This is a genomic window from Ancylobacter mangrovi (assembly GCF_024752355.1).
Taxonomy (GTDB): Bacteria; Pseudomonadota; Alphaproteobacteria; order Rhizobiales; family Xanthobacteraceae; genus Ancylobacter; species Ancylobacter mangrovi.
On sequence record NZ_JANTHZ010000004.1, the window covers coordinates 312,169 to 333,556 of the forward strand.

Consider the following 21,388-nt stretch of genomic DNA (forward strand, 5'->3'; position numbering starts at 1 on the left):
CATGAACGTCCAAGTCAGCCTGAACACGCCGGCCAAGAAGGCCCCCCCGGCTCCCGCGCCGCTGCTCTCGCTGCGCAACCTCGTGATCGCCAAGGCCGGGCGCCGGCTGGTCGACGGCGTCTCGCTCGAGATCGCGGCCGGGCGCACCCTGGCGGTGATCGGCGAATCGGGCTCGGGCAAGTCGCTGACCGCGCTCGCCCTGCTCGGCCTGCTGCCCGAGGGGCTCGACATCGACGAGGCGACCCGCATCGCCGTCGACGGGCGCGAGCTCGGCCCGCGCGACGAGCGCGGCTGGCGGGCGCTGCGCGGGCGGCGCATCGCCATGGTGTTCCAGGACCCGATGGCCTGCCTCAACCCGTTCATGCGGGTCGGCGACCAGATCGACGAGGCGCTGAGGCGCGCCGGCATCGCCTCCCGCACCGAGCGCCGGCAGCGCACGGCCGAGCGCCTCGCCGAGGTCGAGCTGCCCGCGCCGGAAACGCTGGCGCGGCGCTACCCGCACGAGCTTTCCGGCGGCCAGCAGCAGCGGGTGATGATCGCCATGGCGCTCGCCGGCGCGCCCGACCTGCTGATCGCCGACGAGCCCACCAGCGCCCTCGACGCCAGCGTGCAGGCGGAAATCGTGGCGCTGCTGGCGCGGCTGCAGGCGCGCCGCGGGCTCGCCCTGCTGATCATCACGCACGACCTCTCGGTGGCGGGCGCGCTCGCGCACGAGGTAGCCGTGATGCAGCGCGGGCGGGTCGTCGAGGCGGGACCGGCGGCCGAGGTGCTCGTCCGGCCGCGCGATCCCTATACGGCGCGCCTCGTCGGCGCGCGCCGGCGCCTCGACGAGGTCGCCCCCCACCGGCCCGACGCCGGCGGCGTGATCGTCGAGGCCGAGGGGCTGTGCGTGGACTATGCCGCGCGGCGCCTGTTCGGCGCGCCGCACCGGGCGGTGCACGAGGCCGCGCTCTCCCTCGTGCCGGGCCGGACGGTCGGCCTGCTCGGCGAATCCGGGTCCGGCAAGAGCACGCTCGCGGCGGCGCTTGCCGGGCTGCGCCCGCTCAGCGCCGGGCGGGTGCGCCTGCTCGGCCACGAGGTGGTGCCCGGCGGCCGGCCGCTGCCGCGCACGCTGCGGCGCCAGTGCCAGATGGTGTTCCAGAATCCCTATGGCGCGCTCAACCCGCGCCTGACCATCGGCTGGGCGCTGGCCGAGCCGCTGGCGCTGATGGGCGTGCCGGCCCGCGAGCGCGAGGCTCGAATCGCCCTCGCGCTGAAGGAGGTCGGGCTGGAGCACGAGCATGCCGCCCGCTTTCCCCACCAGCTCTCCGGCGGCCAGCGCCAGCGCGCCTGCATCGCCCGGGCACTGCTGTGCGAGCCGCGTGTGCTGATCTGCGACGAGGTGATCTCCGCCCTCGACATGAGCGTGAAGGTGCAGATCCTCGACCTGCTGCGGCGGCTGCAGCAGGAGCGCGGCTTCGCCATGCTGTTCGTCGGCCACGACATCGAGGCGGTGCGCTGGATCGCCGACGAGGTGCTGGTGATGAACCGGGGCCGGATCGTCGAGCGCTGCGCCGCCGACGCGCTCGACGAGGCGCATGTGCGCGACCCCTATACGCAGCGCCTGCTGGCCTCCCGGCTGCTGCCGCGCGCGGCGTGAGGCGGCGCCTCCAGCACCGGATACCTTCCGGACAGGGTCAGTGCATGACCTCGCCATGGATGCCGTGCCGCCGGGAAGATGAGGATGGCCGCGCCGGCGCCCATACCAAGTTGTATTGTGCAACCCGATACAACTTACAGGCTACTTCTTGCCATTCCCACCCGATCTCTACGTCACATCGGGCGTTCGCCAACCGCGCGGACAGTGAACGCGCGTGCATGTCCTTGCGAATATAGATGGTCTTTTCGTAACGGCCGTGCTCTGACTTACAGCCCTCCCGACGCACAGCTGGCGGCGGTGGGCCGCGAGAAGCCGGCGGCCGGCCTGACGGGGGCGGAGGAATACTGGCTTCGTCATTCGGACTGGCGTCCGCCTGTAACGGGAGGCAATTCATGCTCAGGATCATCACCATCGCCGCGCTCGGCATCGCGCTCGCCGGCTGCACCACCACCGAGCGCCGCGCCGGCACCGGCGCGCTGATCGGCGGCGGCGCCGGCGCCATCATCGGCGGCATCGCCGGCGGCGGCTCGGGTGCGGCCATCGGCGCGGGCGTGGGCGCCGCGACCGGCGCGGTGGTCGGTGCCGCGACGGCGCCGCGCGAGTGCTGGAGCCGCGACCGCTGGGGCAACCCGATCCGCGTGCGCTGCTGACCGTCTCGCCGGGGCATGTCCCCGGCGGATCGTTCCTGACCGATCCCATAGCCGCGATGGCCCGACCGGCCGTCGCGGCTTTTGCTTGAGGGCCGCGCCCCAGGGTGGACTGCCGGCGTGACCTAGTGGCCGATGCCGTCGGCGATGCGCTCGATCATGTAGGGGAAGAACGGGTTCGACGACATGCGCACCAGCGCGTCGAGATTGACGATCAGCGCTCCGCGCTCGCCCCGCACCGCCATCGCGCCGAGCTCCAGCCCGTAATTCTGCGTCGGGTCGGGGTCCGAGCCGTAGAGCGAATCGTCCGGCGGGAAGGGCAGCGCGACGTGGGACAGCGAATACACGTCGCGCGGATAGGTAAGCCCCAGCGGCCGCGAGGTCTCCTGCGTCTGCCCCGCTTCCACCGTGCGCTCCACCACCTGGTCGGTGGCGGCGTCCTCATTGGTGACCACGGTGCTGCGGAAAGCGCGCGGCGCGGCCGGCAGGGTGCGCAGCAGCGCCGAATAGGACGTGGCGCGCAGCAGCGGCCCAAGCTTGGTGTTGCGGTTGATGTCGAACAGCACCAGCTCGCTGCCATTGGCCGGCAGGCGGGAATAGAAGGCGTCGACGATCGCCCGGGTGGAGACGGTGAAGTCCATCACCGACTGGAAGGTGAGCGCGGGCGACAGCTCGCCCAGCCGGCCGGACGCCGCATGGGCGGCGATCGCGCCCTGCAGCGCCTGGGTGAGCTGATAGGACTGCACCGCCCCGTTCACCGGGAAGGAGTTGTACTTGAACGGGTTGAACTCGGGGATGATGCCGAGCCACGCCGCCTTGGCGAAGGCCGGCAGCAGCGCGGGCAGCCCGGCGAACCCGGCGAAGCGCGCGAAGCGGGTGATGCCGATCATGGGCGAGATCAGCACCAGCCGCGAAGGCCGCGCCATCGCGGCATCGTCCAGCGCGTCGAGCGCGTATTTCAGCGCCAGCGCTCCACCATTCGAGAAGCCGACGATCTCCAGCGGCTTGCCCGGCGCGCGGGCGGCGGCCTCGCGCACGGCAAGGCGCGTCGCCGCCAGCCAGTCCTCCCACTCGACCTCGGCGAGGCCCGCCGGCACGGTGCCGTGCCCGGGCAGGCGCGGCGCTACCACCACGAAGCCGGCGTCGCGGTAGACCCGGCCGACATGGCGCAGGCTGTAGGGTGAATCGGTCAGCCCGTGCAGCAGCACCACCGCGCCCTTGGGCTCGCCCTCGGGCACCAGCTCGTAGGAGCGGTTCCAGTCGTGCGAGAGGTGCGGGGGATAGACCGCGCTGCCCTCGAAATAGCGGTTGGAGGGAACGCGCTCGTCCTCGGGCAGCTTCTGCACCACCTCGCGGCGGACTTCCTCGAAGATCCCCTCCTCGCGCGCGAGATAGCCGGCCCAGTCGCCCTGGTCCATCTCCTCGACGGTGAGTTCCTGCGGGATGAAGGTGTGCCACGGCTCGAGCGGGGCGCCGCTGCTCGCGAACCAGATGCGCGCCCCGAGGAAGCCGATCCCCAGCAGCACCACCCCGAAGATCGCCCAGCGGGCGAGACGGCGCATGCCGCGGCCGAGACGACGAAACATCAGGCTTCCCCTCCGCCCGCGGCGTGGGGCACCCCTGCCCGGCAGCGCCGCCCCCTTGGCGCCCTGAAGGGGCGCCGGTCGCTATTCCGCGGCGGCGATCCCGCCGGTCTCCACCGCGTCCTCGATCGCCTTGAGCGCGTCGGGATGCGGCATGGAGATGATGTTGTAGCCGGAATCGACGAAATGCACTTCGCCGGTGACGCCGGAGGAGAGATCGGAGAGCAGGTAGAGCGCGGCCCCGCCCACCTCGTCGATGCTTACCGTGCGGCGCAGCGGGGCGTGGCGCTTCTGATAGTTGAACATCAGCCGCGCATCGCCGATGCCCGCCCCGGCGAGGGTGCGGATCGGGCCGGCGGAGATGGCGTTGACGCGGATACCCTGCGGCCCGTAATCGGCCGCGAGATAGCGCATGCTCGCCTCCAGCGCCGCCTTGGCGACCCCCATCACGTTGTAGTTCGGCATGACCCGGGTCGAGCCGCCATAGGTGAGGGTGATGAGCGAGCCGCCCGCTGGCATCAGCGCCGAGGCGCGCTTGGCGAGCTCGGTGAAGGAGAAGCAGGAGATCACCATGGTGCGCGTGAAGTTGGCGCGGCTGGTGTCGGCGTAGCGGCCCTTGAGCTCGTTCTTGTCGGAGAAGCCGATGGCGTGGACCAGGAAGTCCAGCGTCCCCCACTTCTCCTTCAGCGCGGCGAACACGGCGTCGACCGAGGCGAGATCCTCGACGTCGCAGGCCAGCACGGTGTCGCTGCCGAGACTCTCCGCCAGCGGCTTGACCCGCCGGCCCAGCGCCTCGCCCTGATAGGTGAAGGCGAGCTCGGCGCCCTGCGCCGCCAGAGCCCTGGCAATGCCCCAGGCAATGGAATGGTCGTTCGCGACACCCATAACCAGGCCGCGCTTGCCCTTCATCAGGCTCATGCCGCTGTTCCTTTCGCCGCGTCGACGGGCTCACGCATCCGGATGCTGGAGCACCAGGACCGCGTTGGCACCACCGAAGCCGAAGCCGTTCGACAGCACCCGGCCGAGCTTCGCATTGTCGATGCGCTCGCGCGGGATCGGCATGTCGGCGAAGGCCGGATCGAGTTCCTCGATATGCGCGCTGGCGGCGATGAAGCCGTTCTGCATCATCAGGATGGAGTAGATCGCCTCGTGCACCCCGGTCGCGCCCTGCGAGTGGCCGGTCAGCGCCTTGGTGGCGGAAATGGGCGGGCACTTGTCGCCGAACACCTCGCGGATCGCCTCGATCTCCTTGAGATCGCCGATCGGCGTCGAGGTGGCGTGCGGGTTGATGTAGTCGATCGGCCCCTTCACCGAGGCGAGCGCCTGGCGCATCGCCCGCGCCCCGCCCTCGCCCGAGGGGGCGACCATGTCGGCGCCGTCCGAGGTGGTGCCGTAGCCGACGATCTCGGCATAGATGCGCGCCCCGCGCGCCCGCGCATGCTCCAGCTCCTCGAGCACCAGCACGCCGGCGCCGCCGGAGATCACGAAGCCGTCGCGGTTCTTGTCATAGGGGCGGGAGGCGACGGCCGGGCGGTCGTTGAAGTCCGAGGACATCGCGCCCATGGCGTCGAACAGGCAGGACAGCGTCCAGTCGAGATCCTCGCAGCCGCCGGCGAACATGATGTCCTGCTTGCCGTACTGGATCATCTCGGCGGCGTTGCCGATGCAGATGTTGGTGGTCGCGCAGGCGGCCGAGATGGAATAGCTCGCGCCCTTGATCTTGAACCAGGTCGACAGCGTCGCCGAGGCGGTCGAGCCCATCGCCTTGGGCACCGCGAACGGGCCGATCTTCTTCGGGCTACCGGTGCGCCGCGTGGTGTCCGCGGCCTCGACGATGGTGCGGGTCGAGGAGCCGCCCGAGCCCATGACGAGGCCGGTGCGCTCGTTCGAGATCTCGTGCGCCTCGAGGCCGGCGTCGCGGATCGCCTGGTCCATCGCGACGTGGTTCCACGCCGTGCCGCCGCCGTGGAAGCGCATGGCCCGGCGGTCGACGATGGCGCTGGCGTCGAGCTGCGGCGCGCCGTGGACCTGGCTGCGGAAACCATGCTCGACATAGCTGTCGGACCGGCTGATCCCGCTCTTGCCCTCGTGCAGCGAGGCCAGGACCTCCTGGGTGGAGTTGCCGATCGACGAGACGATGCCCATTCCGGTGACGACGACGCGGCGCATAGGCTTCCTTTCCTTCAAAGCCCGCGAGATGGCCTCGCAGGCGGCACTTCGCAAGGGCGACACGAGAGCGGCAGATGCCCGGTGGCGGCCCGGTCAGGTCTGGAACAGGCCGACCTTCAGGTCGCCCGCGCGGTAGATCACCTCGCCATCGGCTTCCAGCCAGCCGTCGGCGATGCCGAGCACCAGCTTGGAGCGCATGATGCGCTTGAAGTCGATGCCGTAGATGACCTTCTTCACCGTCGGCAGCACCTGGCCGGAGAACTTGATCTCGCCCGCGCCGAGCGCGCGCCCGCGCCCCGGCGCGCCGAGCCAGCCGAGGTGGAAGCCCACGAGCTGCCAGAGCGCGTCGAGCCCGAGGCAGCCCGGCATCACCGGATCGCCGATGAAGTGGCAGGCGAAGAACCAGAGGTCCGGCTTGATGTCGAGCTCGGCGCGCACATGGCCCTTGCCGCTCGGACCGCCATCCTCGGAAATCTCGGTGATGCGGTCGAACATCAGCATGGGCGGCGCGGGAAGCTGCGCATTGCCCGGCCCGAAGAGTTCGCCTCGCCCGCAGGCGAGCAGTTCCTCATACGTAAAGCTCGACTGCCGCTCCACCATCGTCCCCGTACTCATCCATTTCTTGTCGCTTGAGCGGCCATGCCGCTGGAACACACGAACGGCCCCCGGCACCCGGGAGGGGCCCCGGGACCGCTCGCTCGGCGCTTCCTATCACAGCGTCCATCGCGCTCAAAGCCGCTGACCTTGCTGCGAGGGAACCCAAAATGTCACGCATGTGACGGCCCGGCCGCCCCCCGTACCTCCACGCCCGCTACGTCCGTCGCGTCCGGGCCGCCTCCGCCGCGAGGAGCGGTAGATTGGAATTATTACGATCGTCCGCCGCCATATTGCCCCAGCGGCGGGCGTGCCGATATAATGCCAGATGAAAAATGCGCCTTCGTGCTGGTTCTTCGGCACCGTGCGGGCGTGATGTTGGGAATGCCGGCGGGCTCGATGAAGCGAGACGATCGCTCCGCGCGCGCCGGTCTTTATTGGTCGGAAGTCGAGACGAGATGAGCGAAGCCGTTCGTCCCCATCCTGTATCCTTCTCGCGCGTGCTGGTCGAGGACGAGCCGGTGCTGCCCGTGGCGCGGCTGCGCGAGGGCGCGGGAGCGCCGCGTACCGGATGCCCGTTCCACGACGTGCGCCACATGCTGCGCGAGGTGGGGCTGCGCCCGACCCGCCAGCGCCTGGCGCTCGGCTGGCTGCTGTTCGCCAAGGGCGACCGTCACATCTCGGCGGAAATCCTTCACGAGGAGGCGATCAAGGCGCGCTTCCCGGTCTCGCTGGCGACGGTCTACAACACGCTGCATCAGTTCACCGAGGCCGGCCTGCTGCGCGAGCTCGCCATCGACGGGTCGAAGACCTATTTCGACACCAACCCCTCGGACCACCATCACTTCTTCCTGGAAGGCGAGAACAACCTCGTCGACATCCCCAGCGCCGCCGTCGAGATGGAGCGGGTTCCCGAGCCGCCGGAAGGCTATGAGGTGGCGCGGATCGACGTGGTGGTGCGCCTGAGGCCCAAGCGCCGCGGCTGAGCGACGGGCTCACCTGATCGAGAAAGTTGAAGGCCGGTCCCCGCGACCGGCCTTTTTGTTTCTGGCTTGGCAGCACGTGGCGTTTCGAGAAAGCACCTCGACTCGAGGAGTCGCCGGTGGTTGGCTACCGAAGTTCAACCTGCGGCTCTGTTCATGCCTTTCTACATCCGAAAATCGGTCTCGTCCGGACCCTTCCGTTTCAACCTGTCCTCCTCGGGCGTGGGGATGTCGGTCGGGATCAAGGGATTTCGCGTCGGCACCGGACCTCGCGGCAACTACGTCCATATGGGCCTCGGCGGGATCTACTATCGCGCGACGCTGCCATCCGCCCACAGGCCGGCGAACGCCTTTTCCGAGCCCCGCGCGCAACCCGGTCCCCCGCCCGCTCCGGACGGCCTGACCGAGATCGCCAGCGGACCGATCGTCTGGAGAGAACCTTCCGAGGAAGCCACCGCCGCCCGCCAGCGCGATGCCCGACGTGCCCTTTCTCTCCGCCGAGCCGGCCGGGACGCCGCAATGGCAGGCGCTCTACACGACGGCGAAGGTGAATTTGTGCTCGGGACCGGCCTATGCCGCCCGGCCCATGGCGGTCATTGACCGGGGCCTGCAAGTCTCGCCACTCCGGCAGCAGGGCGAATGGTACGAGGTGCGGGTCGGCGCCTTCGAGGGATGGATAAACGGCAGATATCTCGCCCCGGCCCAAGGGAGTTCGCGCGCGGCCCGCTGGTGAGACGGCGTTTGCCGCCGCCTCAGTCCACTTTCTCGCCCGGATAGACGCCCCACAGCTTCTCCTGCTCGATGAAGCCGTCGAAATCGTCGCCGAAGAAGCGGCACCACTTGCCGTCGCAATGCTCGACCTTGCCGAGCACGCCGGATTCGAGCCGCGCCGTCACCGCCGAATCGGCGGCGCGCGAGGCGTGCAGCGACACCGGCTCGCCCTTGCTCCACGGCGTGACCAGCGCGGTACGCCGGCCCGACAGCATAGAATGGTAGATCCACCCTTCCGAACCGTCCGAATCGCGGACCCGGCGCCAGTTCTCGAACTCCGCCGTCACCTCGACCGGCAGGCCGGCGCGGGTGAACACCCAGGCGACCGCGTTGTCGCGCGAGGGCCCCGAGCGGACATTGACCTTGTCAGCCTTGATGCTGACGAAGCGCGGCACCGGCAGGCCGCTGGCGCGCCCGGCCATGGCGCCAGGCTGCTCGGCCGAGGCCTGCGCATGCGCAGGCGAGCCGCCCGCCACCGTACCGCCGACCATCGACGCCAGCACCACGCCGCCGACCACTGCCGCCCCGGCCACCAGCGCGATCAGCCGGGCACCGAGAATACGGCCGCCGTTCCGCCGGCCGGCCCGCCCGTTGCCGCGCGCAACCATCCGCGCTTTCGCCGGTGCTTCGGCAATGCGCGCTCCTGCAACATTCGCCCCCGCCCGGCGCGTGCCGGATCGTGCCGCCCTCATCGCAAGCTCGTGCTCAGCCATCGTCTCGTTCACCCCTGTCCCGCACGTCCGTCGCGCGCGTCGATCCCGCATCCCGCACCCTGTCCGGGAACGCGGCCCGGTTTTCGCCCCCGGTCCTCCAGCCGCCACCACGGGACACCGCCTGCACCGCAAATGGGTGCATTTTTGTGTTTCCCGAACCCGTCTGCTAAGGATCGCGTCGCCTACCGGCGCGAGTGTCTCCCCTCAGCGTTAACGGGAGCTTGATCGCCCGGCGCCTGTCCACACGGGGAGTAGAATGGCCCGCAAGAAGCCGCTCGTGGTCGTCACACGCAGGCTGCCCGACAAGATCGAGACGCGCATGCGCGAGCTGTTCGACGCGCGGCTCAATGTCGACGACGTGCCGATGTCCCAGGCCGAGCTCGCCGAGGCGGTGGCCACCGCCGACGTGCTGGTGCCCGCCATCTGCGACCGCATTGACGCCAAGGTGATCGAGGCGGCGGGGCCGAACCTCAAGCTGATCGCCAATTTCGGCAACGGCGTCGACCATATCGACGTCGTCGGCGCCAGCAAGCGCGGCATCACCGTCACCAACACACCCGGCGTGCTGACGGAAGACACCGCCGACATGACCATGGCGCTGATCCTCGCCGTGCCGCGCCGGCTGACCGAGGGCGCGGCGCTGATTATCAACGAGGACGGCGTGTGGCCCGGCTGGTCGCCGACCTGGATGCTCGGCCACCGCATCTGGGGCAAGCGCCTCGGCATCATCGGCATGGGGCGGATCGGCCAGGCGGTGGCGCGCCGCGCCAAGGCCTTCGGCCTGCAGATCCACTATCACAACCGCCGCCCCCTCCCCGCCCATATCGAGGAGGATCTGGAGGCGACCTACTGGGACAGCCTCGACCAGATGCTGGCGCGCATGGACATATTGTCCGTGAACTGCCCGCACACGCCGGCGACCTTCCATCTGCTCTCGGCCCGGCGGCTGAAGCTGGTGCGGCGCGACGCCTATATCGTCAACACCGCGCGCGGCGAGGTGATCGACGAGCACGCGCTGATCCGCATGATCGAGAGCGGCGAGATCGCCGGCGCCGGGCTCGACGTGTTCGAGCGCGAGCCGGCGGTGAGCCCGAAGCTCCTGAAGCTGGCGCGCGCCGGCAAGGTGGTGCTGCTGCCGCATATGGGCTCGGCCACGGTCGAGGCGCGCATCGACACCGGCGAGAAGGTGATCGTCAACATCAAGGCCTTCATGGACGGGCACCGCCTGCCCGACCGCGTGCTGCCGGCCATGCTCTAGGCCCGCGCGGGCCGTCCAAAGTCGTCGTCAATTCATACACTTTTAAGTAGCAAATTCGCCCCGTTATCGCCATTATTGGTTGTATTTCGGGCTGGGAGGCTACTTATGGATACGGGCAAGGTCGGCATGGTGGGCGGCGAGGCCCGCTCGCTCATGCTTTACGAAGCCAACAAGAAGTCGCTGGGCGTCGCCTATGTGCTGTGGTTCTTCCTCGGCGGCGTCGGCGGCCACCGCTTCTACAGCGGGCGGACCGGCAGCGCGGTGGCGCAGCTTCTGCTCACCGTCGCCGGCGTCATCCTGGCCGCCGCCGGCGTGGGCCTGGTGCTGCTGGCGATCGTCGGCATCTGGGTGCTGGTCGACGCGTTCCTGATCCCCGGCTGGATCGCCGGCCACAACAATCTGCTCGCCCACCAGCTCGCGAGCTAAGCGGTCGAGGCCGGCCGGGCGCGGGGGGCATGTTCGGGCGCTCCGGTCGGGGGCTACGGTCTTGGACAACCGATTCCCATGCTCTGACTGGAAGGCGGGCTGCCGCCCACGGTAACCGCCCGCCTGTCCCGCGCGAGCTTGATTCAGCCTGGTCCCGGAGTCGTCCGAAGCCCGCCGGAGCAACGCAGTTCGTCGGACAGCCTCCGGCGTCCCTGCTCCGCGAGTCGGATCACGTCACGCAAGCGGCCATCTAGCGCCGGTGCGCGGACAGGTCGGTGACGGTGGGATTCGCTCCGGTGATCGGGTTGTCCGGGTCCCAGCCATAGTCCAGCGTCTCGAAGCGCATGGACAGGGTGTCGATCATCAGCAGCCGCCCCACCAGCCCCTCGCCGAAGCCGACCACCGCGCGGATCGCCTCCAGCGCCACCAGCGAGCCGGCGACGCCCGCCAGCGCGCCGAGAATGCCAGCTTCGGCGCAGCTCGGCACGGTGCCGGCCGGCGGCGGCTCGGGGAACAGGCAGCGGTAGGTGGGGTTGGGCGTGCCGTCCGGGCCCTTCTCGTGCGGGCGCAGCGTGGTGACGGTGGCATCGAACCGCCCGAGCGCCGCCGTCACCAGCGGCCGCCCGGCGAGCGCGCAGGCGTCCGAGACGAGGTAGCGGGTGGCGAAATTGTCCGAGCCGTCGATCACCACGTCGACGCCGGCGACGAGCTCCATGGCGTTGTCGGCGGTGAGGCGGGCCGCCACCCCCTCGAAGGCGACATGCGGGTTGAGCGCGGCGACGAACGCGGCCGCGCTCTCGGTCTTGGGCCGGCCGACCGCGGCGGTGGCGTGGATGACCTGGCGCTGCAGGTTCGACAGCGACACCTCGTCATCGTCGACCACCACCAGCCGCCCGACGCCGGCGGCGGCGAGATAGAGCAGCACCGGCGCGCCGAGGCCGCCGGCGCCGACCACCAGCATGCTGGCCTTCTTCAGCTTCTGCTGCCCGGGGCCGCCGATTTCCGGCAGCACGAGATGGCGCGCATAGCGCTCCACCTCCTCGGGCGAGAAGCGGGCACGCGCGGCGGCGGGAGGAGCGTCGGTGTTCATGCACGCTATATAGCAACGAACCGCGCCCCCGCCATCGCCGCGGTCCGTCCGTCGTGTGCTCGCGCGGGGATGGCGGGGATGAGGCGGCGGAAAGGTTGCTGTGGGTAAACCACCGGAAGAGGGGGCGCCCTGCCCCGCTGCGGCCAACCGTCCGACATGTGCCGCCGTCAACGAACCCTACCTTGATACCGGAGCGACGAACTGCGGGGCGGATGGCGACCGACAGTCAGCCGAGCGCGGTATGGTTGGCCATGGCTGGCGTATCGCGGCGCACGGCGTATCAAGGCCTTGATGGCGGGTGGTGGCCATCGGACTGCCACGTCTTGGTGGGCTGGCTTCGGACGGCATTGCCACCGCATGGGAGAAAGCGGCGCCCGAGGAGCCTGACAGTCCTGATGCGGCACGCCGCGGACAAGGCGTCGCGTCAAGCGCGTAGGCTCATTGGTCCGCGATCGATCCATCGGCCGGTCCGTCGAGCCTGTTGCCCGTACCGGCGGCTTCGACTATGAAAGCCGGGCGCCGGTCACGGCCCGACGCACCCGTAGCTCAGCTGGATAGAGCGTTGCCCTCCGAAGGCAAAGGTCGCACGTTCGAATCGTGCCGGGTGCGCCAGTTCGGCCTGCTTCAGGCTCGGTACCGCGCGTCGCCCCCTTCGCCCGCCCAGTGAACAGTCGCCGGACGGTTCTTCGGCGGGCTCGCTTTCGGCGACACGGCGCGCTGATCGCGATGGCGCGCGCGATATCGCTTTGCAACCCGTCTCTCGCATCTGACCGAACATCCTGTGCCCCGCCGCACCGGAAGTCCCTCGGTCAGTCCCTGGGTCTCGCCGGAGGTCCGGAGCCCGGGCATGGCGCCACGCGCCCGGCCCGTCGGATCGTCGTCCCGCTCCTGCGCTGAACCGGCCAAGCTCCCTCTTCATCACTCCTGACGGCGGTGCCCGTTCCGGAGCTCCGCGGGCCCATCGCGCCACCTCCCCCTTCGCCTTCCCGGCGCCCATCCTTCGCCGGCTCAGCGCCTTCCTTCACGGGACGCGAAGGCCTGCGAATGCACAATTTCGGGTCATTCGGAACCGGCAGGGCAGCTAAACGCGAATCGCTTCTGGCTCTCGCGCCGACTCGCACGCCTAATGGGAAGCGAACTGCCCGCGCGGCGTTATCCGAGCGGCAGTGTCTGGTTCACAAACCCACATGGAGCGAGAAGATGTCCCTCATCAGCATGGAAAACGACACCCCCGCCCGTGCTGGCGCGTTCGCCGACGCCACCAACCTGGCGACGGAACGAGCGGCCCGCACAATCTGCGACAATGGCTACGAGAACATTCGCCTCAGCATCGACGCCGCGAGCGCCATCTGCTGGTGCTACATGAAGCCGCTTGGCAAGCCGTCCTACACCCACGAGCTGATGGGCGACATCAGCCGGATGCAGGCCACCATCACCCGCAGCTTCGCCGAACTGCCCGGCCCCGCCGCCGCGCCGTTCTCCTGGTTCGTCATGGCCTCCGACGTGCCCGGCATCTACAATCTGGGCGGCGACCTCGGCCATTTCGCCCAGCGCATCCGCACCGGCGACCTCGACGCCATGCGCCATTACGGCCATGTCGCCGTGCAGGCCATCCACCGCAACGCCGTCGCCTTCGACGCACCGGTCGTCACCATGGCGCTGGTGCAGGGCGACGCGCTGGGCGGGGGCTTCGAGCACGCGCTGTCCTTCGACCTGATCGTCGCCGAGCGCAGCGCCAAGCTCGGCCTGCCGGAAATCCTGTTCAACATGTTCCCCGGCATGGGCGCCTATAGCTTCCTGAAGCGCCGCATGGGGCGCAACAGGGCGGAGGCGCTCATCCTGTCGGGCCGCGTGCACACCGCCGAGGAGCTCTTCGAGATGGGCGTCGTCGACGTGCTGGCGGAGGACGGGCAGGGCCGGCAGGCCACCATCGACTACATCGCCCGCCACAGCCGCAAGCAGAACGCCCACCAGGCGGTCTACCGGGCGCGTCGGCGGGTCGATCCGGTCACGCTGGAGGAACTGATCGACGTCGTCGACATCTGGGCCGAGGCGGCCATGAACCTGACGGAGGCGGACCTGCGCAAGATGGACCGGCTGTGCGCCGCGCAGAACCGGCGACTGGCGGGCCTGTTAACCCCAACCCCGATGTTGACGGCGGCGGAGTGATGCCTGCGTCCGGCGCACCGGCGGGCGCGGCGCCCGCCGGTGTATCTCGTCACCCGAGACCAACCATGCGCTCCGAGCAGGCGCGCATGGCTTCGCGCGTCCGGTTCAGCTCGGTCCGCGCCTGGCGCTCCAGCTCGGCGGCCCGGGCGCGCAGTTCCTCGGCGCGGAGCTCGCGCCACGGCGCGCACAGCACGCTGAGAGACAGGGCGCCGACATTGGCCGAACTGCTCTGGAGGGCGTGGGCCTCGTCGCGGAAGGCCAGGAGATCGCCGCGCCGTGCGGTCTCGACCAGCCGCGCGAGGATCATCTCCGCGTCCACCAGATAGTCCTCCATCAGCTCGGTCACGAAGCGCGGACCGCCGAGGTCGCACAAGCTTTCGATCGCCCTGTCGTCGAGGCTGGGCGGACCGAACGGGTCGAGCATGGCGGGCGACAGGCGCTGCTGCGGCAGGGGTCCGCCCTCGCCGCCGGAGGCCAGCCGGTCCACCGCCGCCAGAAGGGTCGCCGGCTCGACCGGCTTGATCAGGCAGTCGTCCATGCCCGCCTGCTGCCAGCGCCCGTCACGCTGCGCGCTCGCGTCGGCGGTCAGCCCGACGATCGGCAGCCGCCGCTCGCCGGTCGCCATCATGCGGTAGAGCTTGGTGGCCTCCAGCCCGTCCATGTCGGGCATGTTGAAATCCATCAGCACCAGATCGAAATCGTCGGCCTTGTCGGTGAGCACGTCGAGCGCCTGCTCGCCGCTCTCGACGATCAGCACCGAATGGTCGGCACCCTCGAGGATGCGCCGGAACACGCGCTGGTTGATGCGGTTGTCGTCCGCCAGCAGAAGGCGACGCGGCTCGCCGGGGCGCAGCGCGCGCGGCGGCTCCGCCGGGCTCGCCAGCGGCGCAACGAGCCGGCAGGCGGTCATCATGGCGCGCTTGAGCTCGATCACCGTGGCGCCGGTGGCAAGCAGGCCCGCGCAGCGCTGGCGGATCTCGAGGTCCGGCAGGCCGGGATCGGCGTCGGGCCGCAGCATCAGCGCCTTGGGCGGCGCGCCGTTCGAGGCCGGCGCCAGCAAGGGCAGGTTGTGGGTGTCGGGCTCGTAGAGCAGGCGGATCGCGCCATCAGCCTCGGGCGGGAACATCCGCGCCGGGCCGAGCGCGGGATTGGCGATCAGCGGCCGGATGCCGAGCGAGGACAGCGCCGCGACCACGCCGGCGAGCGGCTTCGCGTCGCGGCAGACCAGCACCACGCCGCGCCGGCGCCACGGCTCCTCGCCGTCGAACCCCTCGTCCGGCACGGTGGCGAGTGGCACCTCGATGCGGAAGGTGCTGCCCTCGCCCGGCGCGCTCTCGACCGAGATCGAGCCTCCCATCAGCTCGATCAGCCGCCGCGTGATGGACAGGCCCAGCCCCGTGCCGCCGAAGCGGTTGAGGATGCTCGAATTGGCCTGGGTGAAATCCTCGAAGATGCGCCCCTGGTCGGCCGCCGCGATGCCGATGCCGGTGTCGGTGACCTCGACCGCCAGCCGCAGCCTTCCATCCTCGCCCGGCTGCGCGTCCATGGCGAGCGTCACGCCGCCCGCATGGGTGAACTTGACCGCATTGCCGACCAGGTTGATCAGCACCTCGTGCAGGTGCTGGCGGCTGCCGGACAGGATCAGCGGCGTGCGCGGCGTGACATGGATGTCGAAGCTGAGGCCCCGCTCGCGGACCTGGCTCTCGACCAGCCGGCGCGCGTCGAGCAGCAGGGCGAGCACGTCGAAGGGCTCGTCGGGCACCGGCATCCGGCCGGCCTCGATGCGCGAGAGGTCGAGCAGGCTGTTGATGAGGGAGCGCAGCGAGCGGGTGGCGACGTCCACCGTCTCCACCATCTCGCGCTGCTCGCTGGCCAGCGGGGTGCCGCGCAGCAGCCCGGTCATGCCGACGATGGCGGTGAGCGGGGTGCGCAGCTCGTGGCTGACGCTGGCGAGGAACAGGCTCTTCGCCTGGCTCGCCTCCTCGGCCACCCGCGTGGCGAGCGAGAGCTTGCGTATCAGCGTGCCCGAATAGGCGGGGAGGATGACGAGGCCGATCAGCAGGCCGGCCGAGAGATGCCATTGCTGGTACCAGAACGGCGTGGTCCACACCACGACCCCGAAGCTGAGCGTGGCGATCGGAATGGCGATGGCGAGCGAGGCGAGGCCGAAGCGGAAGCCGTTGCCGAAGATCACCCACAGATAGATCGGGTAGAACAGCGAAGCGATCTCGCCGCCGAGATGGAGCTGCCAGGAGAGGAAGCAGCAGTCGAGCAGCAGCGAGAACAGGCGGCGCCCACGCGAGACACCCGGAAACAGCACGATGTGGCCGAGCACGGCGAGGGCGAGCGGGATGTAGAGCGACATCACTCGCAGCGAGTCGTCCACCACGCCCGTGCTGCGATTGACCAGCAGGACGGCGACGATGATGGAGGCGAAGATGAGCCGGTTGAAGCTCATCTCGTGCTCGCTGTCGGGGCGGTTGCGCAGTCGCCCCGCCAGCCGACGGAACGACGCGCCCAGCCGCCGACCGGCCCCTGACCAGGTCGACATATCTGCTTCCTGCCTAAAGCGCCCCGCAGACGCCTTCGCCACCTCGCGTGGTCAACCACTCGGCGAAGGACTCGGACGGGACCGGACGGCTGAAATAATAGCCCTGAACCTCGTCGCAGCCTTCCGCCCGCAGCATGGCGAGCTGCGCCTCCTCCTCCACCCCTTCCGCGAGCACCTGGAGGTTCAGGATGTGCCCGAGATCGATGATGGTGCGCACGATGGCGAGCGCGCGCGGATCATTGGCCAGATCCTTGACGAAGGAACGGTCGATCTTGAGGCGGTGCAGCGGGAAGTTGCGAATATAGTTCAGCGACGAGTAGCCGGTGCCGAAATCGTCGACCGACAGGCTTACCCCGATCGAGCGCAGCAGCTCCATCTGGGTGACGATCTGCTCGTCATGGCTGATCAGTATGCCCTCGGTCAGTTCCAGCTCCAGCGAGGCGGGCGGCAAGTTGCTGCTGTCCAGCACGTCGCGCACCAGCTCGCTGACCTTCTGCCGCCGGAACTGGATCGGCGAGAGATTGACCGCGATGCGCAGCACGCCGAGCCCCGTCTCCTGCCAGACCACGCCCTGGCGGCAGGCTTCCCTCAACACCCATTCGTTGATCGGCAGGATGAGGCCGGTCTCCTCGGCGAGGCCGAGGAAGGCGTCGGGGGAGAGAATCCCGCGCCGGGGATGGCGCCAGCGCAGCAGCGCCTCCGCTCCGACCACGCCCCCGCTCCGCAGGTCGATCAGCGGCTGGTAATAGAGCACGAATTCCTGGCGCTTCAGCGCGCTGCGCAGTTCCCCTTCGAGCTCCGCCTTCTGGCTCGCCCGCGGCGCCATGTCGGCGGCGAAGAACCGCCACGTGTTCCCGCCGACCGATTTGGCGAGGTACATCGCCTGGTCGGAATTGCGCAGCAGCTCGTCCGGATCGGCACCGTCCAGCGGGGCGATGGTGACGCCGATGCTGGCGCCGATCCTCGGCAGTTGCAGGTTCTCGTCCTCGGCCGTGAGCATATCGAGGATCGCCTGCGCGAGGCGTCCGGCATCCTCGGCCCCGTCGATGTCGGGCTGAAGCACCGCGAACTCGTCGCCGCCGAGCCGGGCCACGGTGACGCCCGGACCCACGAGCTGCTCGAGCCCTTCCGCCACGCTCTGCAGCAGCCTGTCGCCCCAGTGGTGGCCGCGCGCGTCGTTGACCGCCTTAAAGCGGTCGAGATCGATGAAGTGCAGGGCGAAATTCTGGTCGCCGCGGCGCCCGCGCGCCAGCTCGCGCCGCAGATGATCGCGCAGCATCAGCCGGTTCGGCAGGCCGGTGAGCGAATCATGGCTGGCGAGATATTCGAGACGCCTTTCCGCCTGCCGCCGCTGGGTGATGTCGATCGAGCTGGTGAGGATGCTGGTGATGCGCCCTGCGCCGTCATAGAGCGGCGCCTTGCTGGTGAGGTAGATGCGGTGCTCGCCTTCCGGCGTCGTCACCTCCTCCTCGCGCGGGGCGAGGGGACGCTCGGTCTTCAGCACCAGCTGGTCGAGCCGGCGGTTGAGCTGGCCCCGCTCCTCGCCCAGCAGCACCTCGACCGGATGACCCACGAGGTCGGCGGGCACCTTGCCGACGAAGGCGGCCTGATGGGCATTCACCAGCACGCAGCGCCCTTCCATGTCGACCGCGTTGATGAGCGCGGGAACGGTGTCGACCACCTGGGCGAGCGCCTCCCGGCTCTCGCGCAGCTGCATGTCCTTGGCGTTGAGGTTCATCTCCAGGAGATGCGCACGCCGGGTGATGAGCAGGTGCTGCTCGCGCAGCTTCAGCAGGTTGCGCGCCCGCGCCAGGAACTCGACATGGTCCACCGGGCTGAGCAGGAAGTCCGTTGCCCCCGCTTCCAGCGAGGAGACACGGAAGCTGCGGTCGTCATAGGCGGTGACGACGATGATCGGCAGGTCCCGGTGCTGGGGCAGCGCCCGCACGGCGGCGATCAGCGCCGCGCCGTTCAACTGCGGCATCTTGTAGTCGGTGATGATGAGGTCGGCAGTATTCTCGGTCAGCCAGTGCAGTGCCTTTCGCGCGCTTTCGAAAGCGCGCACCCGAACATCCGGCTGCAACTGCCGCGACAACTCCGAGTAGATACGCCGGTTCGTTGAGCTATCGTCGACTATTAATATTAGGGGCATCACTGCTTGAGCCTTCGGACGCGAAACGAACCAGTTCCTGCTCACAGTACGGTGAAACAGCTTGAAGCGATACGAGGCGGCGCTGAATTTCACCTTGTCGGCGACGGCGCCGGCGCCGGTCGCCGGCCGCGTTTCGCGCGCGAGGAACAAGGGAATCCGCGGCCGCAGGGGCCGCCTCCGGCCGGCTAGGTGGAAGCTGATATACCTTTTTATTCAGTAGCTTGCGAAAAACCGGCGGATGGTCCGGCCCGATTCCGTCACCCTGCCCGGCGGTATCCATTTCCTCACAGCCTCGTTCCGCCATGTGGGAAGCGCCGCCCGGATCCCTGCTGCCTCGATTCACAGCCTCGATTGGCGCCCCAATCCCCGGCGCCCACTCCCCAGCGGCTCTGTCGTCCGGCCGACATCACCTCCACTCGCCGCGCGCCCGAGCGGCGCGACGCCGCCTCACGGTTCATCGAACGCCACCCGATTCCGGCCCTCCGCCTTGGCCCGGTAGAGCGCCCTGTCCGCGCGCTCGATCAGCGCGAGCGCGTCACGGTCGGCGCCATGGCTGGTGGTGCCGCCGATGCTCGCCGTCACCTCGACCAGAACGCTGGCGTTGGCGCCCGTGCCGGTGGCAATCGGCGTGCGGATCGTCGCCAGCAGCCGTTCGGCCAGCGTCATGGCGCTCTCCGTATCCGTCCCCGGCAGCAGGATCGCGAACTCCTCCCCGCCCATGCGCGCCATCACGTCGGAGGTCCGCAGCGCCGCAAGACCGCGCTCGGCGAGCGCACGCAGAACGTCGTCCCCCGCACTGTGGCCATAGCGGTCGTTGATCGACTTGAACCAGTCGACGTCGAGCAGCAGCAGCGAGCAGGCCGAGTCGCCAGCCGCCGCCTGGAGCAGCGCCGCCTGCGTGTCCTCGATCAGCCGGCGCCGGTTCCACAGCCCGGTCAGCGGGTCCGACACCGCGAGCTGGCGCAGCTGCTGCTCGGTCTGGCGGTGCGCGGTCACGTCCCACCACGACATGACGAAATAGTCGCCGATCCAGCGATAGCGGAACTGCACCATGCGGGTCAGCCCGTCCCGGCACAGCACCTTCCACTCGCTGGTGGCGGTGAGGCTGCGGTCGAGCCGCGTCTCCTCGGTCTTCGCCTTCCACTCGGCAAAGGCCGCGTCGCGCTCGGCCGGGTCGGGGAAGCCGACCGCCCACCAGTCGTCGTGTTGGATGATGTTCTGGTCTTCATAGAGGAAAAACTCGTCCGCCACCTTGTTGTAGAACAGGGCGTTGAGGTCGCGGTCATAGAGTTCGATCGGCGCGGGAAGCTGTTCGAGGATCTCGAGGAAATCGCGCCGCAGCGACCGCGACGAAGGCTCGCCGAGCGTGAGCAGGCGGTGCTCGTCGGTCAGCGGGCTCAGCGCCGCCGCGAACCGCAGCGGCTCCCCCGACGCATCGTGGAGCATGAGCTGGACGCTGGGTTCCCGCCCCGGCGCGGCCGCGAGCGCGCGACCGAGGGCAAGGGCGTCCTCGACGCCGGCGACGTCGGCCAGCGGCAACGGCGCCTCCTCCACGCCGTCGAGCCGCCCGCCGAACAGGGCCCGCGCGGGCGGATTGGCAGCGACGACGCGGGACGAGGAAACGCCGACCACAAGGAGCGGCACGTCGACGGCGTCAATCCATCGGAACATGGGACCGCGTCATCGGAGCTTGTCCTGCGTCGACGTCGGGCAATGGCGGACGTGGTCCAACCCGAGCGGGTGGAAGGAGACGGTGCAAGCGAAAGCGTCCTTTGCCGGCATGGCCAAGTCAATCTCTAATGCGGGGCCAAGCGACGCGGGGAGCAGCGCGTGGATGGTGATTTGCCGGCTATGCCTTGCCGGCGGATGGCACGGTGCGGGCCCGTCTCGTCGGAAACGGCGGCCATTCGCGCGCCGGCACGACGGATGCGGTCTAATTCGAAAGTTCTCTGGCCTTGGTCGCAGCGGCGGTCGCGAACTAGCGTGGATGGCGGGACCAAATCGCGCGCTGGATGGCTGCATACCCGGAGCATCAGATCGGCGAAGATGGTGCGCCGGTCGCCTGCCGGGTTCCTGTCCGCGAAGTGGGGAAAAAGAGCCAGCGGCGGACGGGGCTGTTCGGCAGATGGGCAGTCGCCTAATAACAGTTACCCGGAGTCGACATGACCTGGCGATCGTCAAACGCCGCTTGTCCCGGCGGCTTCGGCCCGACGCGGTGCGTGTGCCGATGGGCATCCGACGGCGAGCTCATCAGTGGCGCCCACAGAGTTCCGTCGGCAGTTTGCGGCGTTTCGGATTTGCTCGGCTCGGGACTGCCGACGGCCACGCCGTCGATGTCGTACTGGGGACCGCCCGGGGGCGTGCCGGCTACTGGCGCGACGCCCGCACCTTCCCCTTCGTTGCGCCCAGACGCACAAAACCCGCTTGTGGTTTGAGCCACGAGCGGGGTTTTGGTGTTTGGTATCGTATGAGAAGCGCGCTGTTCTTTGCAGGCCTGGCGGCGACCTACTCTCCCAGGTCTTGAGACATAGTACCATCGGCGCTGAGGAGTTTAACGGCCGAGTTCGGGATGGGATCGGGTTCAGGCTCCTCGCAATGGCCACCAGGCCGGCGAAGGACAGCGAAGCGAAGCAAGGATCGGAG

17 protein-coding genes, 1 tRNA gene and 1 rRNA gene are annotated in these 21,388 nt (G+C 69.3%); 9 read left to right on the forward strand and 10 right to left on the reverse strand.

The genetic code is table 11. The features are described 5' to 3' along the window. Nucleotide 1: 1 nt before the first annotated feature. The gene (locus NVS89_RS12140; RefSeq protein WP_258733005.1) at nt 2-1,639 is read left to right on the forward strand and encodes a dipeptide ABC transporter ATP-binding protein; all 1,638 of its coding nucleotides are present in this window, start codon (nt 2-4) and stop codon (nt 1,637-1,639) included. Between the two features lie 392 nt (nt 1,640-2,031). Further along, nucleotides 2,032-2,289, forward strand: a complete 258-nt coding sequence (locus NVS89_RS12145) for a YMGG-like glycine zipper-containing protein (RefSeq protein WP_258733006.1) — start codon at nt 2,032-2,034, stop codon at nt 2,287-2,289. Between the two features lie 122 nt (nt 2,290-2,411). Here NVS89_RS12145 and NVS89_RS12150 read toward each other — a convergent pair whose 3' ends face one another. From NVS89_RS12150 to fabA, 4 genes are all read right to left on the reverse strand, one after another. Then, nucleotides 2,412-3,872, reverse strand: coding sequence for an alpha/beta hydrolase (locus NVS89_RS12150; RefSeq protein ID WP_258733007.1), 1,461 nt, complete (start codon nt 3,870-3,872; stop codon nt 2,412-2,414). 81 nt (nt 3,873-3,953) lie between these two features. After that, the gene (gene fabI / locus NVS89_RS12155) at nt 3,954-4,787 is read right to left on the reverse strand and encodes an enoyl-ACP reductase FabI (protein WP_258733008.1); all 834 of its coding nucleotides are present in this window, start codon (nt 4,785-4,787) and stop codon (nt 3,954-3,956) included. A 30-nt stretch (nt 4,788-4,817) separates the two neighbouring features. Continuing rightward, nucleotides 4,818-6,038: a beta-ketoacyl-ACP synthase I gene (fabB, locus tag NVS89_RS12160; RefSeq protein ID WP_258733009.1), complete on the reverse strand. Its 1,221-nt coding sequence runs from the start codon at nt 6,036-6,038 to the stop codon at nt 4,818-4,820. A 93-nt stretch (nt 6,039-6,131) separates the two neighbouring features. Next, nucleotides 6,132-6,638: a 3-hydroxyacyl-[acyl-carrier-protein] dehydratase FabA gene (gene fabA, locus NVS89_RS12165; RefSeq protein WP_258733036.1), complete on the reverse strand. Its 507-nt coding sequence runs from the start codon at nt 6,636-6,638 to the stop codon at nt 6,132-6,134. A gap of 452 nt (nt 6,639-7,090) precedes the next feature. On the opposite strand from fabA, the gene irrA reads away from it, so the two are divergent. The 3 genes from irrA to NVS89_RS12180 all read left to right on the forward strand — a co-directional run bounded on the left by irrA (nt 7,091) and on the right by NVS89_RS12180 (nt 8,348). Next, complete coding sequence (gene irrA / locus NVS89_RS12170; RefSeq protein WP_309486184.1) at nt 7,091-7,618, forward strand: iron response transcriptional regulator IrrA; 528 nt, start codon at nt 7,091-7,093, stop codon at nt 7,616-7,618. A gap of 153 nt (nt 7,619-7,771) precedes the next feature. Beyond that, nucleotides 7,772-8,215, forward strand: coding sequence for a DUF4236 domain-containing protein (locus tag NVS89_RS12175; RefSeq protein WP_258733038.1), 444 nt, complete (start codon nt 7,772-7,774; stop codon nt 8,213-8,215). Beyond that, entirely contained in the window at nt 8,097-8,348 is a 252-nt protein-coding gene (locus NVS89_RS12180) for an SH3 domain-containing protein (protein ID WP_258733039.1), read from the forward strand. The genes NVS89_RS12175 and NVS89_RS12180 overlap by 119 nt, the downstream gene beginning before the upstream one ends. Before the next feature lie 19 nt (nt 8,349-8,367). Here the strand turns inward: NVS89_RS12180 and NVS89_RS12185 are convergent, their stop codons facing one another. Then, nucleotides 8,368-8,994, reverse strand: coding sequence for an SH3 domain-containing protein (locus NVS89_RS12185; protein ID WP_258733010.1), 627 nt, complete (start codon nt 8,992-8,994; stop codon nt 8,368-8,370). A 361-nt stretch (nt 8,995-9,355) separates the two neighbouring features. Here NVS89_RS12185 and NVS89_RS12190 point away from each other — a divergent pair, with 361 nt between their 5' ends. Both NVS89_RS12190 and NVS89_RS12195 read left to right on the forward strand, forming a co-directional pair. Then, nucleotides 9,356-10,357 carry a 2-hydroxyacid dehydrogenase gene (locus tag NVS89_RS12190; RefSeq protein WP_258733011.1) on the forward strand — a complete coding sequence of 334 codons (1,002 nt, stop codon included), beginning with the start codon at nt 9,356-9,358 and terminating at the stop codon, nt 10,355-10,357. 105 nt (nt 10,358-10,462) lie between these two features. Continuing rightward, nucleotides 10,463-10,783, forward strand: coding sequence for a TM2 domain-containing protein (locus tag NVS89_RS12195; RefSeq protein WP_258733012.1), 321 nt, complete (start codon nt 10,463-10,465; stop codon nt 10,781-10,783). Between the two features lie 250 nt (nt 10,784-11,033). On the opposite strand, the gene NVS89_RS12200 is transcribed toward NVS89_RS12195, so the two are convergent. Beyond that, nucleotides 11,034-11,873 (reverse strand): HesA/MoeB/ThiF family protein, encoded by an 840-nt coding sequence (locus NVS89_RS12200; RefSeq protein ID WP_258733013.1) that lies wholly within the window; start codon nt 11,871-11,873, stop codon nt 11,034-11,036. 535 nt (nt 11,874-12,408) lie between these two features. On the opposite strand from NVS89_RS12200, the gene NVS89_RS12205 reads away from it, so the two are divergent. Both NVS89_RS12205 and NVS89_RS12210 read left to right on the forward strand, forming a co-directional pair. Beyond that, nucleotides 12,409-12,485, forward strand: a tRNA-Arg gene (locus NVS89_RS12205). A 588-nt stretch (nt 12,486-13,073) separates the two neighbouring features. Continuing rightward, the gene (locus NVS89_RS12210; RefSeq protein ID WP_258733014.1) at nt 13,074-14,042 is read left to right on the forward strand and encodes a crotonase/enoyl-CoA hydratase family protein; all 969 of its coding nucleotides are present in this window, start codon (nt 13,074-13,076) and stop codon (nt 14,040-14,042) included. A 49-nt stretch (nt 14,043-14,091) separates the two neighbouring features. Here the strand turns inward: NVS89_RS12210 and NVS89_RS12215 are convergent, their stop codons facing one another. From NVS89_RS12215 to rrf, 4 genes are all read right to left on the reverse strand, one after another. After that, a complete protein-coding gene (locus tag NVS89_RS12215) occupies nt 14,092-16,593 on the reverse strand; it encodes a hybrid sensor histidine kinase/response regulator (RefSeq protein ID WP_258733015.1) in 2,502 nt (833 codons plus the stop codon). Nucleotides 16,594-16,606: 13 nt separating this feature from the next. Further along, on the reverse strand, nt 16,607-18,745 hold the full coding sequence (locus NVS89_RS12220) for a putative bifunctional diguanylate cyclase/phosphodiesterase (RefSeq protein WP_258733016.1): 2,139 nt from the start codon (nt 18,743-18,745) through the stop codon (nt 16,607-16,609). A gap of 447 nt (nt 18,746-19,192) precedes the next feature. After that, complete coding sequence (locus NVS89_RS12225; protein ID WP_258733017.1) at nt 19,193-20,416, reverse strand: GGDEF domain-containing protein; 1,224 nt, start codon at nt 20,414-20,416, stop codon at nt 19,193-19,195. 821 nt (nt 20,417-21,237) lie between these two features. Next, nucleotides 21,238-21,352 (reverse strand): 5S ribosomal RNA (rrf, locus tag NVS89_RS12230). Between the last annotated feature and the right edge of the window lie 36 nt (nt 21,353-21,388).

Coding starts and splice junctions, on each gene's coding strand:
- NVS89_RS12140 (WP_258733005.1), top strand. CDS start 2: ATGAACGTCCAAGTCAGCCTGAACACGCCGGCCAAGAAGGCCCCCCCG.
- NVS89_RS12145 (WP_258733006.1), top strand. CDS start 2,032: ATGCTCAGGATCATCACCATCGCCGCGCTCGGCATCGCGCTCGCCGGC.
- NVS89_RS12150 (WP_258733007.1), bottom strand. CDS start 3,872: ATGTTTCGTCGTCTCGGCCGCGGCATGCGCCGTCTCGCCCGCTGGGCG.
- fabI (WP_258733008.1), bottom strand. CDS start 4,787: ATGAGCCTGATGAAGGGCAAGCGCGGCCTGGTTATGGGTGTCGCGAAC.
- fabB (WP_258733009.1), bottom strand. CDS start 6,038: ATGCGCCGCGTCGTCGTCACCGGAATGGGCATCGTCTCGTCGATCGGC.
- fabA (WP_258733036.1), bottom strand. CDS start 6,638: ATGGTGGAGCGGCAGTCGAGCTTTACGTATGAGGAACTGCTCGCCTGC.
- irrA (WP_309486184.1), top strand. CDS start 7,091: ATGAGCGAAGCCGTTCGTCCCCATCCTGTATCCTTCTCGCGCGTGCTG.
- NVS89_RS12175 (WP_258733038.1), top strand. CDS start 7,772: ATGCCTTTCTACATCCGAAAATCGGTCTCGTCCGGACCCTTCCGTTTC.
- NVS89_RS12185 (WP_258733010.1), bottom strand. CDS start 8,994: ATGGTTGCGCGCGGCAACGGGCGGGCCGGCCGGCGGAACGGCGGCCGT.
- NVS89_RS12190 (WP_258733011.1), top strand. CDS start 9,356: ATGGCCCGCAAGAAGCCGCTCGTGGTCGTCACACGCAGGCTGCCCGAC.
- NVS89_RS12195 (WP_258733012.1), top strand. CDS start 10,463: ATGGATACGGGCAAGGTCGGCATGGTGGGCGGCGAGGCCCGCTCGCTC.
- NVS89_RS12200 (WP_258733013.1), bottom strand. CDS start 11,873: ATGAACACCGACGCTCCTCCCGCCGCCGCGCGTGCCCGCTTCTCGCCC.
- NVS89_RS12210 (WP_258733014.1), top strand. CDS start 13,074: ATGTCCCTCATCAGCATGGAAAACGACACCCCCGCCCGTGCTGGCGCG.
- NVS89_RS12215 (WP_258733015.1), bottom strand. CDS start 16,593: ATGTCGACCTGGTCAGGGGCCGGTCGGCGGCTGGGCGCGTCGTTCCGT.
- NVS89_RS12220 (WP_258733016.1), bottom strand. CDS start 18,745: ATGCCCCTAATATTAATAGTCGACGATAGCTCAACGAACCGGCGTATC.
- NVS89_RS12225 (WP_258733017.1), bottom strand. CDS start 20,416: ATGTTCCGATGGATTGACGCCGTCGACGTGCCGCTCCTTGTGGTCGGC.